Consider the following 13,927-nt stretch of genomic DNA (forward strand, 5'->3'; position numbering starts at 1 on the left):
ACCTGTGGCTGTTTGGGGTGTTCCTATGGCACTAATTCGTGATGTTGTTCAACAAGCACTATCGACTGGACTCCTTTCGATCGAAGCCGAGAATCAACTGCGGCTTCTGCTCTCATCAAAATACGATCGTGAAGATTTCCACGCCTTCATGACGTTACAAAATGCAGCTATGACTGGCTCAGTAAAACAAGAATCTCGCCTGTTTCGAGGTTAAACTCAGCCAAATGGTTCCTTTCTATGGCAATCTGAAAGACAGAAACTCCCCCAGAGTGAGTTCTGTCTTTTTTGCTGTCGAGCCATTCTTCAGAGCGTTATGCAAACTCTCCCCAACCCGATCGCGTCAGCGACTCCTACCTCTCAGACTCTAACGGATACCACTATTCATCGGCGCAAAACTCGCTCTGTCCCCGTGGGCAGTATCTCGATCGGCAGTGATCATCCGGTCGCAGTACAGTCCATGATCAACGAAGACACCCTCGATATTGACGGCTCGGTCGCCGCAATTCGTCGCCTCCACGAAATTGGGTGCGAAATTGTTCGGGTGACGGTTCCGAGCATGGCACATGCGAAAGCGATGGAAGAAATTCGCGATCGCCTCTACAAAACCTACCAACCTGTGCCGCTCGTTGCTGATGTCCACCACAATGGGATGAAAATTGCGCTCGAAGTCGCGAAATACGTCGATAACGTGCGGATCAATCCAGGACTCTACGTTTTTGAAAAGCCGAAAACCAGCGAATATACTCAAGCTGAATTTGATGCGATCGGCGAGAAAATCCGCGAAACGCTCGAACCCTTAGTCATTTCTCTACGCGATCAAAACAAATCGATGCGAATCGGAGTCAATCACGGTTCGCTAGCAGAAAGAATGCTGTTCACCTATGGCGATACGCCTGAAGGCATGGTGGAATCTGCTCTAGAATTCATTCGGATTTGCGAATCGCTGAATTTCTACAACATCGAACTCTCGCTCAAAGCTTCTAAAGTTCCGGTCATGCTTGCCGCAAACCGTCTGATGGTGCAGCGCATGAATGCGGAAGGTATGGCGTATCCCCTGCATTTGGGAGTGACCGAAGCAGGTGATGGCGAATACGGGCGCATCAAATCGACCGCAGGTATTGGCACACTACTTGCTGAAGGTATCGGAGACACGATTCGAGTTTCTCTCACCGAAGCGCCTGAGAAAGAAATTCCAGTCTGCTACGGAATTCTGCAAGCGTTAGGATTGCGGCGCACGATGGTTGAGTATGTTGCCTGCCCATCTTGCGGGCGTACCCTGTTTAACCTAGAAGAAGTTCTACAAAAAGTCCGCGAAGCAACGAGTCATCTCACCGGACTAAATATTGCAGTCATGGGCTGTATTGTGAACGGTCCAGGTGAAATGGCAGATGCGGACTATGGATATGTCGGCAAACAAGCAGGCTATATTTCCCTATACCGAGGACGCGAGGAAATTAAAAAAGTCCCAGAAGACCAAGGGGTTGCGGAATTGATCAATCTCATCAAATCGGATGGGAAATGGGTAGAACCCAAGTAGGGAGCAGGGGGTAGGGAATAGGGGTAAAAAACTTCTCTCACTCCCCACCTCCCCACTCCCCACTTTTCCCTCCCCCGCGCTTTCTCCGCAAAACTTAATGACAAAAACTGGGCAATTATTACGGATTGCCCCTGAATGCCTGTGTTAAATTGGGCATAACCTTTTTTGTCACTTCTCCAGAATTTAAGCAGGTATAGTCATGACGAAACGCGCGCTTGTCTTAGGTGCAACGGCTGCCGCCGTAACAGCAGTGACCATCACCGGAGCCGGAATTCATTTGAACAAAGGACAAGCGTTCTTCCGGGACAGTCCCAAAGAACTCGTGGATGAGGTCTGGCAGGTCATCGATCGCAACTACGTCGATGCCACCTTCAACCAAGTGGACTGGAAAGCCATCCGTAGCCAATATCTCAACCGCAATTACAAAGACAAAGAGGAAGCCTATAAATCGATCCGCGAAATGCTGAAGCGTCTGGGAGATCCCTATACCCGCTTCATGGACCCGACTGAATTCCGAAATATGCAGATCGACACCTCTGGTGAATTGACCGGAGTCGGAATCCAACTGGCAGCGGACGAGAAAACGAAGAAACTTACGGTCATTTCCCCGATCGAAGGGAGTCCCGCCTCGGCTGCCGGAATCGCTGCGAAAGACATCATCACCAAAATTGATGGCAAAAGCACCGAAGGGATGGACGTGAACAAGGCAGTGACCTTGATTCGTGGACCTGTCAATACCCAAGTCAAACTCACCGTTCAGCGCGGAACTCAACAACTCGAGTTCAATCTAAAACGCGCCAAAATCGAAATTCATCCTGTGCGCGCCAGCGTTCAACAAAGTCCGACTGGCAAAGTCGGATACATCCGTCTCGTTCAGTTCAGTGCAAATGCCGCTCCTGAAATGCGAGCCGCCATTCAAAAACTGGAAAAAGACAATGTGACAGGTTACATTCTCGATTTGAGATCCAATCCGGGGGGTCTGCTGTATGCCAGTGTTGATATTGCTCGGATGTGGATTCAAGAAGGTGGAATCGTCTCAACCGTCGATCGCAAAGGCATTTCCGATAAAGAAGATGCCAATCGTCGGGCTTTAACCGACAAACCGCTGGTTGTCTTAGTCGATGGCGGCTCAGCCAGTGCCAGCGAAATTCTCTCGGGTGCAATCCAAGACAACAAACGCGGTACGATCGTTGGAACAAAAACCTTTGGGAAAGGCTTAGTTCAGTCGGTTCGCAGTCTCGGAGATGGCTCTGGAATGGCGGTGACGATCGCAAAATATCTCACTCCGAATGGACGAGATATCAACAAACATGGCATCGATCCTGATGTCGTCGTGGAACTGAACGAGCAGCAAAGACAAGCCCTAGTCCGCGATCGCGACAAGATTGGGACAACGAGCGATCCGCAATACGTGAAAGCCTTGCAAGTCTTGAATCAAGCGGTGAGTGCCAAACAAGGCACCCGCGCTCAGACCAAGAACTAGACCAAGAGCGAGTTAAAGGGAGGCTCGTCCGTCCTCTAACTCGGCTGGCACTTTCCAGATCGAATTAATCCAACGCGACGCGCAATCGCTTCTCCCTCTGAGGCAAACGGACCCCACTGTTCTGTGACCTCAGAGGGATTTGTCGTTTGTTGAGTCTCAAACTCATCCTGGGTCAAAATCTCACAATGAGCATTCGATCGCTTCACCACATACCAACGCGCAGATTCACTCATTCGCCACCCCACTTGATACTCGTTTACACCATCTGGGAACGCTTACTCATGTTAGAGGTCTGGCATCGCCGTGAAAAGGCTAAAACCGTAAAGATTTTATCCAAATCCTGTCGCCTCCAACCTGCTCACCCCTCAGGGATTTTATCAACGTAGGGATATGTCATCAGAAATTCAGAATCCGTTCGCAATGCCCACTGAAGTAACTGCACCGCGCCGTGAAGTTGCCCCACCGCCTGCCGCTCCCCGAACTCCCCCTGCGCCGCCCCCTGCGATGCGGACGATGCCGAATTTGATGACTGAGGTGACTGAAGCCGCTTCTAGAATCAATAGCACGACTGCAACTCAACCGAGTACGGATGTGACTGAACCGAATGCAGCTGCCACTCCAACCTTTGCAATGCCTGCGGCGAGCACTTCCACTGCCCCGGCTGCCCCCCAGCCGATTCCAGCAAGCTCGCCTTCTGTTCCTATTTCCGCAGGGACAACTCCGCCGCCCACATTAGGACACCGTCCGACGACTCCCCCGACCGCACCCAACACCCGCCGCTCTAGCAATGGGTCGCCAACGCTTGAGCACATTATTCGTACTGCTTATGACAAGGGCTTTTCAGATATTCACTTAGGTGTGGGTGAAGTGCCTCGCTTTCGTAACCGAGGTGAAATCGATACGACAGATTGGCCTGAGACAGATAAACCAACGTTTATGAGTTGGTTAGGTGAGGTTTTGACTGAGGCAGAAATCAGTCAGTTTGAAGAAACCTTAGATTTCGACGGTGCAACGCAATACGAATTTGCGCGGGTTCGGATTAATATTTTCGACTCGTTACATGGACCTGCGATGGTGCTGCGTTTGATCCCGCTGAAAATCTTGACGATGGAGCAGTTAAACTTGCCTCCGGTGTTTAAAGATGTTTGTCATTATCACAAAGGGTTGATCTTGATTACGGGTCCGACTGGCTCCGGTAAATCGACCACGATGGCAGCGATGATCGACTACATCAATAAGGAGATGCCGAAGAACATTATTACGATCGAAGACCCGATCGAGTTTGTTCACAAGAGCCGCAAATCCTTGATCAAACACCGAGAAGTCGGAATGCACACGCGCAAGTTTGACAACGCGCTCAAAGCTGCACTGCGGGAAGATCCAGATATTATCCTCGTCGGTGAAATGCGTGATAAAGAAACCGTCAACACTGCTCTAAAAGCGGCGCAAACGGGTCACTTAGTCATGGGAACCTTGCACACGAATAGTGCGGTGAAAACGATCGAGCGGGTGCTCAGTCTCTACCAACCGAACGAGCAGCCGACGATGCGGGTGGCACTTGCTGAATCGCTGGTGGCGGTGATTGCTCAAGGCTTGTGTCGGACAACGGATGGAAAGCGGGCTGCATTCCATGACATTCTGATCAATACGGATGCGATTCGAGACTATATCCGGAAGGGTGAACTGGATGAAATCGAAGCGATTATTCCTCGCTGCGGATTTGACGGCATGTGTACGATGAATCAATCGTTGTACAAACTTTACGAGAACGGTCAAATTACCGAAGAAGTGGCGCTCGAAATGTCGCCGAAGCAGAACGAAATGGCACAAATGCTACGCGGTCGCGTGTAGAACAGCGCCCCGATTTACACAATCCGAAAAGCCCTCTTGTCATTGCCAAGGTACAAGGGGGCTTCTCGTTTGCCTGAATTTTGGTTGTTTCAGGGGGTCATTCCATGCCAAACTACCGGATGATTTGCTCTCGGACTCGACACATGAACAATCAGGTTGATGCGCCCAAAAAAGAACGATCGCGGTTTTTAATCGGTTCGATCTTGTGGATTCTTGCATTAGGTGGAATTGCATTTTTTTATCGGCTCGGAAGTATTGGGCTAGTCGATGAAACAGAACCACTCTTTGTCGAAGCCGCTCGACAAATGACGGTGACAGGCAATTGGATTACGCCGTATTTTAATCAAGTGACTCGGTTTGATAAGCCGCCTTTAATTTATTGGTGGATGGCGATCGCATTTCAAACGCTAGGAGTGAATGAGTGGGCAGCTCGATTGCCGTCCGCGATCGCAGGCACGATTCTAACGGGGTTTTGCTTTTATATTCTGAAACGATTTGTTCCGTCGAAGATTGCGCCGTTTTTAGGATCTGGAATCGTTGCGCTGAATCTGATCACGCTATTTTTTGGGCGATTGGGATACTCGGATATGTTGCTGAGTGCCTGTTTTGGTGGATCGCTCTTTGCGTTTTTTCTGGGATACGCCTCGAATCGGCGCTGGTATTGGGCGTTTTATGCGCTCATGGGGTTGGCTGTGTTGACCAAAGGCCCGGTTGGGGTCGTCTTGCCGAGTGCGATCGTGATTTTGTTTCTACTATGGGGCGGTCAACTGCGCGCAGTTCTTCGCGAAATGAAGCCTCTGTTAGGAACGGGATTATTTTTATTGATTAGTATGCCTTGGTATGGGTTGGCGTATTGGCAGAATGGGAATGCGTTTATTGATTCATTTTTTGGGGTGCATAATGTTGAACGCTTTACCTCAGTTGTGAATCAGCATTCGGGAGCTTGGTACTACCATATTGTGATTGTGCTAATTGGCTTTTTCCCTTGGTCGCTCTGTTTGCCAGCCGCGATTATCAATATTCTCAAATCAAAATGGCGAGAAAAGCCGCGCTCAGAACAGCTTGGATTGTTTGCGCTGGTTTGGTTTTCGGTTGTGCTGATCTTTTTTACGATCGCAGTCACGAAATACATTACTTACACATTGCCGCTCTATCCTGCGGCTGCGATTCTCGTGACGTTGTGGTATGTGCATCATTTCTCCCAACCCAAACAATCTTGGGGCTTAAAACTCACGGTCTATCTCAGCGTGATTGTCTCGATCGCGCTTGGGATTTGCGCGTTTTATAGTCCAACTTGGCTCGATGATGATCCATCAATGCCGGATTTGGGATTCAAAATTCAGCAAGCTGGATTACAGCATGTTGCTGCATCAATTTGGATCACAGTCGCGATCGTGGGGTTAATTCTGGCACTGCGCTACCAATTACGCTGGTTTTGGGCGGTGAATTTGATTGGAATGGCGGCATTTATCTGGTTCTTTGTGACTCCTGCCGTGGGTGTGATTGACTCAGTTCGGCAGTTACCGTTGCGGCAGATTGCTCAAGCGACGGTTGAAGAGAAATTGCCCAATGAACCGATCGTGATGGCAACGGATGCTTTTGAAAAACCGAGTTTGGTCTTCTATACGCAAAACCCGATTACGTTTATTAATCGTGCCCGGTTGATTCAACCTTATCTAGAAGAATTGCGCCGAGATGGAAAAACCGAATCGATCGCGATGATTACCACCCCGACAGCATTAAAGGGTAGCGGTATGAAACCAAATCAATATCGCTTTCTTCAACAATACGGTAACTATCAACTCGTGCGTGTTCCAATTCGTTCCTCAAACAAATAAGTTATGCAAAAGTGGTGGTCAGATCAGACTCGACAAAAAATCGTTTGGATTTTATTAGCAGGGTTTTTATTTCGGAGTTTTATCGCGTTTTGGTTGCCGCCAGGATTCGATGAAGCGTATTACTATCTGTATACTTTGCATCCGGCTCTGAGTTATTTTGATCATCCTCCACTTGTTGCATTCGTGACTGCGATCGGGATTTGGCTCACAGGGGATGTGTCTCAATTCAGCATTCGCGTTGGCAGTCTCTTATTATTTCCGGCGACGTTGTATTTTTTATATCGTGCAACGGTTCATTTATTTTCAGTTCGCGTTGGATTGATTACCTTAGCGATCGCGTCAGTGATTCCAATTTTTCAACTCGGATTTGGGACGTTTACGCTCCCAGATTCGCCGTTGATGTTTTTCTGGGCATTGACTTTGTGGGTTGGCGCGATCGAGTTTTTTCCAAAACAGAGTGAATATCAACCGACCTATCGCGTTGCCTTGATCGGACTTTTAGTGGGGCTGGCTTGTCTTGGCAAATATCATGGCTTTCTATTAGGGTTCGGACTGCTCGGTTTCTGTATCACAAGCCGAAAGCACTGGGTCGTTTTTCGATCGCCTTGGACAATTTTGAGTTTTGTCTTATTTCTGGCAGCATTCTCACCTGTGCTGTATTGGAATGCTCAACATGACTGGGTATCATTTCGATTCCAAAGCGATCGTAGTATTCCCGATCGCGCTTACAATCCATTGCAAGCATTGAATGTTGCCATGATGGCAGCGCTATATCTTTTTCCAACGTTTGGACTTCCACTTTGGTTTGTGAGTATTCGAGAAATCGTCTCAGTATTAAAGTCAGGATTTACGAAATCAATTCACTCATTTATTCTGTGGAATTCTGCACCTGTATTTTTGATTTTTACTTTTATTGGCGGTTATCAGCAGATTTTACCTGGCTGGACAATGCCAGGATTCTTTTCGGTAACGCCGCTGCTCGGAGCATATGCTGCACATTGGCAACCCAAAATACTGAGACGTTGGCTGAATGGATCGACGATTGCGATCGGCACGCTGTTACTGATTGCTTTATCGCACATTGCGATCGGCACCCTCCAAAAGCCAGGGCAGTTTTCCTTTATGGGTGGTTTTGTTCCACCTCAAGAGGATGCTTCTATTCAATTGATTGATGTTGGGCAACTCCGCCGCGAATTTTCTAAATCGCCGCAACTCTTAGCGGCTCTGAAAGACGCTGATTTTATGTTCAGCAATCGCTTTCATTTAGCGGGACACATGGCAATGGCACTGACTCCGATTTATGGAACTCCGATCACGTGTTTCGATAAACGAGACATGCGCGGATTTGCGTTTTGGTCAACTCCAACGCAATGGATCGGTGGAGATGCGCTTTACCTGACTTCTAACGATTTTCAAACGAAGAGAGACTCCTCTGTCGAGTTTTCTCCGTATTTCCAGACGTTCACCAAGTTAGGAGAAGTCTCTTTACGGCGTGGGGGCGTGATTGTCGATCGTATTCACGTCTTTCAAGGGAAAAACCTGCTTAAACCGTTTCCTCGCCCTAAAGAGTAGGTTCACTAGATAAGCGAATTTCACACATGTGAATTCAGCCATTTCGCTTGAATTATTCACGATAAGTTTATTTTCACTAAAGTTAAATGATGGAATTAGAAACTTTTTTTTGACAGAATTGACAGACCTCAAACCCCTGCATCACGGGGGGTATACAATTTCCTACGTAGTTTGTCACATCAAATCGTATCGAAGATTACTTGCGATAATCCCAAATTCGCGTTAGTGTCTTCATCGTGACTTCATACGTAGGAGAGAGACGTAATGCTGAACTGCACCTCCAGCAAAACCGTACGGAATTTGGTGATGTCGATCGGAATTTTGACAGCATCGTTCAGTCATGGAGGAGTTCGAGCAGGAACCGTCCCGATTCAAGTTGCCAGCATTCGAGAAGCAGATTTCCAAATCGCGCAGGCAAGTTTGATTGCTGAAATGGAGCAAGAGATTTTGCGTCGCATCAATCAACATCGTGCCAGGAAAGGGTTGTCCGCATTATCTTGGAGTTCGGATATCGCTCATCAAGCGCGATCGCATAGTCGCAATATGGCGAAAAAAATTGTCTCCTTTGGGCATCAAGGCTTTTCTGAGCGCTCAAAAGCGATTAACAACTCTATTCAGTCTCAACGCACCGCAGAGAATGTCGCTTGGGTCGCAAGCCGACGTGATCCAGCAGGACAAGCGATCGAAGCTTGGTTGAAAAGCCCGAAACACCTGCAAAATATTGAAGGTAACTTCAGTATGACGGGCATCGGTATTAGTATTAGTTCGAGTGGCGAGTACTATTTCACCCAAGATTTCGCGCAGAAATGATGCTGGTGTGCATCGTGGGTCTAGGTTTCAGTTTGGCTGAACTCGCCAGCATCGTAGTGTAGAATGAGCGCTTGTGTTTAGTGCTTTAGCTTATGCAGCCGCGTGAATTTCAGATCTGCGATCGTGATCTTTCTTCGGAACTTTTACAGCGTTATCGGTCTGCGAGTGCGATCGCAGTGGATACCGAAACGATGGGGCTTCTACCGCACCGCGATCGTCTGTGCTTAGTGCAGATCTGTGATGAAAACGATCAGGTTGCAGTGGTGAGAATTGAGCGGGGACAAAAAGAGGCTCCGAATCTCAAACAACTGTTTGAAGCGGCAGAAATTACGAAGATTTTCCATTTTGCTCGGTTTGATATCACAGCATTGCGATATCACTTAGGAATCGATGTCAATCCGATTTTTTGTACTAAACTTGCCAGTAAGCTGATTCGCACTTATTCGCCTCGTCATGGGCTGAAAGACTTAGTTCAGGAATTGACAGGAGTAGAACTCGACAAAAGCGCTCAGAGTTCGGATTGGGGCAATGCAATGAACTTATCAGAAGCTCAGTTGCGATACGCTGCCAATGATGTTCGATATTTGATCGAAGCGCGGCAGAAATTGATTGCCATGTTGGAGCGTGAAGAACGGCTGGAGCTGGCAGAAGCTTGTTTTCGATGTTTGCCGACATTTGCTCAGCTCGATATTTTGCAGTATCAGAGTGTATTCGACCATTGAGCAGATGCCGAGGTATCCTAATGGGGGGCAGATTTGCCTCTAAAAATTCTGTTGTTTTGGATGTGGTGTCGTGCTTGACCTAAAGCTAATTCGTGAAAATCCTGATCTCGTGCAGACGAAGCTCAATCAGCGAGGGGGATCTTATGATCTTTCGACGATCGTGTCGCTGGATCAGCAGCGTCGTGAGTTAGAGGTTGAGCGATCGCAGTTGCAGGCGCGCAGTAATGAGGTTGGTAAATTAGTCGGACAGAAGATCAAAGCTGACCCGAAAAGCGATGAGGTTCAGGCATTGCGAGAAGAAGGCAATGCACTCAAAGCAAAACTGAGTGAGTTAGAACCAAGAGAGAAAGCAATTCGAGAACAGATCGAAACTCAATTGCTAGGGTTTCCGAATTTGCCGAGTGACACGACTCCGATCGGCAAAGATGAAACGGAAAATGTTGAGGTTCGACGTTGGGGCGACGAGTTCAAACCGTCGATCGCAGTTCTGCCTCATTACGAGATTGCTGAAAAGCTCGGAATTATCAATACTGAACGTGCTACGAAGATTGCTCAGACGCGATTTGTCGTGCTGATGGGTGCAGGTGCGGCATTAGAGCGGGCATTGATTCAATTTATGCTCAATCAGCAAATTTCCGCAGGCTATGTGGAGATTTTGCCGCCTGTGTTGATCAATTCGCGATCGATGACTGCGACCGGACAGTTGCCGAAGTTCTCAGAAGAGAGCTTCAAATGTGCAGACGATGATTTGTGGCTAGCTCCGACAGCGGAAGTTCCCGTGACCAATTTGTATCGGGATGAGATTCTGTCAGCCGATCAGTTACCGATCTATCACTGTGCTTATACGCCTTGTTTTCGTCGAGAAGCGGGGAGCTATGGTCGAGATACGCGCGGATTGATTCGACTGCATCAATTTAACAAAGTCGAGCTAGTAAAACTGGTGCAGCCTGAGACTTCTGAGCAAGAGCATCAAAGCTTAGTACGAAATGCAGAGGCGATTTTGGAAGCCTTAAAGTTGCCCTATCGCACGATCGAGCTTTGTACAGGAGACTTAGGATTTGGAGCGGCGAAGTGCTTTGATTTAGAGGTTTGGCTGCCGTCTTCGGGCACGTACCGCGAGATTTCTAGCTGCTCGAATTTCAAAGACTTTCAGGCGCGACGCGGGAATATCCGATTTAAAGAAGCGGGGCAAAAAGGTACTCAGTTCGTACATACGCTGAATGGGTCAGGACTCGCGATTGGGCGAACGATGGCGGCAGTGTTGGAGAACTATCAGCAGGCGGATGGGACTGTACGAGTACCGGATGTCTTGCAGCCTTATTTGGGACGTGAGGTTTTGTAGGTTTGCTTTAGAGGGGGTTAAAAGACTCTGCGCTCACCTTACTCGCTGCGGAGCAGAAGAATTCGGAGCGAGTAAGGCGAAGTTTCCTCAAAGGGTCTATGGAGCTAAGCTTGGGTAATTTAGTTTCCTTAAAGAAGCGTAGCATTGTTAGATCTAAATTCTATTCTGAGACGGGTGAATGCGGATCAGTCATACCTCTTAAAGCACCCTCTAAGGCTCTCATATTAACCTGGCAATGCTTGAGATCGCATTTACTAGTCTACATAATCAATTTCAGGATGTTGAAATAGTGCCTCACCCGCTGCGAAGCTCGTTTTAGTGGTGTAATCCTTGCTCATGGAGGCGGAGCGCCTATTATCGCAGATAGTCTGCGTCACCAGATTTTTAACAGTCGATCCTCAGGTTTCTTCGTGCTGTTACGTTTAGTAGTCCTCTTCTCTCGCCTGAACTCCCTTTTATTGCCAGATTAAAGGTACTTGTAGAGCGGCGATATTAATTGAGAAAATTCAGCATGTTTTGAATATTCAGAATGAATGGATAGCATTCAGCACTACACTAATCTGATACCCACTAGCCCTATTGAGACAAAACTAGTTTAGCTTACAGGGACAACGCTATTTGATTTGATTTAATCGTCGTTTGACCATAACTCGGAAAATCATCCCACGTTCTACCGTCTAAAATTCGACCATTCCGCTTCTTTTGTACACCTCCCCATTGCTTAAAGAAAAAGGGGACATTTGCTGCTGAACATTGCTCACGAATCTCTCTGACCCATTCAACTTTGATAGGTCTTGCACCAGCCCCGGATTCACCGCCCACAATGACCCAATGAATGCCATCAAGCTTCAGCTTCAGGTGACCCAATAGAGGTTCACAAGACAGAAAGCGAAGTTGAGCAGGAACTTGTCGAAGTACATCAATTCGAGTTGTCCATGCTTGCGATTCTACACTGACTCCTGCCCAAACATTTGGCGGCATCTCCCCAATTTGTTGAGCAATTTCTAGCATTCTTTCAGGACGCTTTGTAAGTAACTGAAATTGATGCCAATGAGCCTGCTCCATAACCAAGATGACACGCTTGATAAATTCATCTGGAACTTCTGGATGAAACAAATCGCTCATCGAATTAACGAAGATTAAGCGTGGCTTTTTCCAAGACAATGGTAGTGATAGTCGCTGATGCCAGATTCTAACGTCAAATCCCTGCTCGTATGGATGCCCCTGTACGCCCCGCCAGCGTTCAGCGAATCGCTTTGCATAACAATTTTTACATCCTGGACTAATTTCATCACATCCAGTTGTAGGATTCCAGGTAGACTCAGTCCATTCTATCGCTGAGATCATTGACATGATATCTCTCCTAAGCCCAGCCTATAATACATAATTATTATTGCACAATTCTCACCTTGCTTTCTAGTTTTGGAACGTTATTTCTTCCTAAAGAATCAGCCTGAATAATGCGTTCTTTAAATAGCTCAAGCATGATGATTCGATAATCAGATCTTTTTAGAAAACCCAGTCCGAACCCCTTAGTTGAAAGGGCAAGAATCACATCAGTAATGACATCATCTAACTTTTTCCATTGCCGATTTGTTTGGTTTAAAATCTTGATGATCTCAGGTTTAGCATCAACTTTTCTTTGATGTACCTGTTGATTCCATTTTTGCTCTAAAAAGTTTCGGTTTCTTTTGCTTTTGTCTTCTTCATAAAATAGGAATCTGTCCTCATCCACGAAGAAATCATTCAAAAAGTAGCCAAACGCTTTCCACGGATGATTGCTGCAAGCGACAATGCTGTACATTGGTCTTGTGTCGTTGTATCGCTCCTTGATCTCGTAGGTAGCAACGCCCTTAAATTGACTTTCTCTGGAGATACGGTGAACAAAGTAATGTAATGCCCATCGCTCAAATTCTTGGGACTGATCTTTTAGCTCCTCCCACTGCGGCTTCCACTCTTGATCAGAGTTTGGTCCTAGCAATGTTGTTAAATTTCTCATGTAAGTCTCAGCAGTTCTTTTCATTCTCTCGTTGTCTGACTTCGTAGTTAGAAAACCTGCATGACGAGCAACAGCGACATTATGAAACAGTAAGAAGAGTTCACCTTTGGCTTTACTGACATAATCGCCGATTGAACAAATCTGCTCAAAGCTTAAGCCCTTAACCCCGAAAGCATCTAGGAAGAAAACAGTAGGATAGCCGTTTAAGTCCTGAAGGATTTGTGGAAATGTATGACTGAAAGGCTGTGGGTCGTAAATTTTCAAATCTAAGTCAGTCGCGTGCGCTGAGCAATTCTCACGGAGTTTTTGATTAGTTCTCTTGTTCGCTTCTGCAAAAAGACAGCGTAAGTTGACTCGCTCTTCGGCACGAAATCCCTTGGCGCATTTAAGTGCAATTAATGGAGAACCATCTGTATCGAGTAAGTTGATGTCGTATCGCTTCCAGAAGTTTGATTCGTTGACAAAATCTTCGATGCCAATTCCTTCGTCGTAACTTCCCTCACCTGCAAAGCCATCAACATAGTTCAAATGCTTGGACTGAGATGCTTTTTCACCACCCAGGTTATAGCAATATGACTGAATATAACGCAGCATGATCCGATGTTTAGCAGCAGACCAAGAACGCTTGCGTGTAAAAAATTCCTGCGAGCTTTCTGAATTCTGACTGAAAAGGTCGAGTTGGATGTTAGACATTTTAGGAAAGGTGTTCGAGTTGTCGGTTCTCAGGAAGTTGTAGAACACCCTCTACTGAACTGTGATATCTGTTTTGATGT

At 47.0% G+C, this 13,927-nt stretch carries 12 protein-coding genes; 9 read left to right on the forward strand and 3 right to left on the reverse strand.

Annotated features, from left to right (window positions below; genetic code table 11):
- The first annotated feature begins 25 nt into the window (after window positions 1–25).
- The 3 genes from OU814_RS11430 (at window position 26) to ctpC (ending at window position 3,020) form a co-directional block, all read left to right on the forward strand.
- Entirely contained in the window at window positions 26–214 is a 189-nt protein-coding gene (locus tag OU814_RS11430; RefSeq protein ID WP_268182862.1) for a hypothetical protein, read from the forward strand.
- A 99-nt stretch (window positions 215–313) separates the two neighbouring features.
- Entirely contained in the window at window positions 314–1,537 is a 1,224-nt protein-coding gene (gene ispG, locus OU814_RS11435; RefSeq protein WP_017286084.1) for a (E)-4-hydroxy-3-methylbut-2-enyl-diphosphate synthase, read from the forward strand.
- 199 nt (window positions 1,538–1,736) lie between these two features.
- Window positions 1,737–3,020: a carboxyl-terminal processing protease CtpC gene (gene ctpC, locus OU814_RS11440; protein WP_017286085.1), complete on the forward strand. Its 1,284-nt coding sequence runs from the start codon at window positions 1,737–1,739 to the stop codon at window positions 3,018–3,020.
- Between the two features lie 35 nt (window positions 3,021–3,055).
- On the opposite strand, the gene OU814_RS11445 is transcribed toward ctpC, so the two are convergent.
- Window positions 3,056–3,253, reverse strand: a complete 198-nt coding sequence (locus OU814_RS11445; protein WP_017286086.1) for a hypothetical protein — start codon at window positions 3,251–3,253, stop codon at window positions 3,056–3,058.
- Window positions 3,254–3,410: 157 nt separating this feature from the next.
- Here OU814_RS11445 and OU814_RS11450 point away from each other — a divergent pair, with 157 nt between their 5' ends.
- The 6 genes from OU814_RS11450 (at window position 3,411) to serS (ending at window position 11,155) form a co-directional block, all read left to right on the forward strand.
- Window positions 3,411–4,871 (forward strand): type IV pilus twitching motility protein PilT, encoded by a 1,461-nt coding sequence (locus OU814_RS11450; protein ID WP_017286087.1) that lies wholly within the window; start codon window positions 3,411–3,413, stop codon window positions 4,869–4,871.
- 143 nt (window positions 4,872–5,014) lie between these two features.
- Entirely contained in the window at window positions 5,015–6,709 is a 1,695-nt protein-coding gene (locus OU814_RS11455) for a glycosyltransferase family 39 protein (RefSeq protein WP_268182865.1), read from the forward strand.
- Window positions 6,710–6,712: 3 nt separating this feature from the next.
- Window positions 6,713–8,281, forward strand: coding sequence for an ArnT family glycosyltransferase (locus tag OU814_RS11460; protein ID WP_268182867.1), 1,569 nt, complete (start codon window positions 6,713–6,715; stop codon window positions 8,279–8,281).
- A gap of 264 nt (window positions 8,282–8,545) precedes the next feature.
- Window positions 8,546–9,091 carry a CAP domain-containing protein gene (locus tag OU814_RS11465; RefSeq protein WP_144056133.1) on the forward strand — a complete coding sequence of 182 codons (546 nt, stop codon included), beginning with the start codon at window positions 8,546–8,548 and terminating at the stop codon, window positions 9,089–9,091.
- 92 nt (window positions 9,092–9,183) lie between these two features.
- Entirely contained in the window at window positions 9,184–9,813 is a 630-nt protein-coding gene (locus OU814_RS11470; protein ID WP_017286091.1) for a ribonuclease H-like domain-containing protein, read from the forward strand.
- A gap of 70 nt (window positions 9,814–9,883) precedes the next feature.
- Window positions 9,884–11,155 (forward strand): serine--tRNA ligase, encoded by a 1,272-nt coding sequence (gene serS, locus OU814_RS11475; protein ID WP_268182870.1) that lies wholly within the window; start codon window positions 9,884–9,886, stop codon window positions 11,153–11,155.
- Window positions 11,156–11,755: 600 nt separating this feature from the next.
- Here the strand turns inward: serS and OU814_RS11480 are convergent.
- Entirely contained in the window at window positions 11,756–12,508 is a 753-nt protein-coding gene (locus OU814_RS11480) for a DUF5131 family protein (protein WP_268182872.1), read from the reverse strand.
- A 37-nt stretch (window positions 12,509–12,545) separates the two neighbouring features.
- A complete protein-coding gene (gene tcmP / locus OU814_RS11485; RefSeq protein WP_268182874.1) occupies window positions 12,546–13,847 on the reverse strand; it encodes a three-Cys-motif partner protein TcmP in 1,302 nt (433 codons plus the stop codon).
- Window positions 13,848–13,927 lie beyond the last annotated feature (80 nt).

Origin of the sequence: Leptolyngbya sp. GGD, from assembly GCF_026735145.1 — a bacterium.
GTDB lineage: Bacteria > Cyanobacteriota > Cyanobacteriia > Leptolyngbyales > Leptolyngbyaceae > Leptolyngbya > Leptolyngbya boryana.

Excerpts from the sequence above, each read along its gene's own strand:
- OU814_RS11465 (WP_144056133.1), top strand. The coding sequence starts at position 8,546 with ATGCTGAACTGCACCTCCAGCAAAACCGTACGGAATTTGGTGATGTCG.
- OU814_RS11455 (WP_268182865.1), top strand. The coding sequence starts at position 5,015 with ATGAACAATCAGGTTGATGCGCCCAAAAAAGAACGATCGCGGTTTTTA.
- OU814_RS11450 (WP_017286087.1), top strand. The coding sequence starts at position 3,411 with ATGTCATCAGAAATTCAGAATCCGTTCGCAATGCCCACTGAAGTAACT.
- OU814_RS11480 (WP_268182872.1), bottom strand. The coding sequence starts at position 12,508 with ATGTCAATGATCTCAGCGATAGAATGGACTGAGTCTACCTGGAATCCT.
- OU814_RS11445 (WP_017286086.1), bottom strand. The coding sequence starts at position 3,253 with ATGAGTGAATCTGCGCGTTGGTATGTGGTGAAGCGATCGAATGCTCAT.
- OU814_RS11470 (WP_017286091.1), top strand. The coding sequence starts at position 9,184 with ATGCAGCCGCGTGAATTTCAGATCTGCGATCGTGATCTTTCTTCGGAA.
- OU814_RS11430 (WP_268182862.1), top strand. The coding sequence starts at position 26 with ATGGCACTAATTCGTGATGTTGTTCAACAAGCACTATCGACTGGACTC.
- tcmP (WP_268182874.1), bottom strand. The coding sequence starts at position 13,847 with ATGTCTAACATCCAACTCGACCTTTTCAGTCAGAATTCAGAAAGCTCG.
- OU814_RS11460 (WP_268182867.1), top strand. The coding sequence starts at position 6,713 with ATGCAAAAGTGGTGGTCAGATCAGACTCGACAAAAAATCGTTTGGATT.
- ispG (WP_017286084.1), top strand. The coding sequence starts at position 314 with ATGCAAACTCTCCCCAACCCGATCGCGTCAGCGACTCCTACCTCTCAG.
- ctpC (WP_017286085.1), top strand. The coding sequence starts at position 1,737 with ATGACGAAACGCGCGCTTGTCTTAGGTGCAACGGCTGCCGCCGTAACA.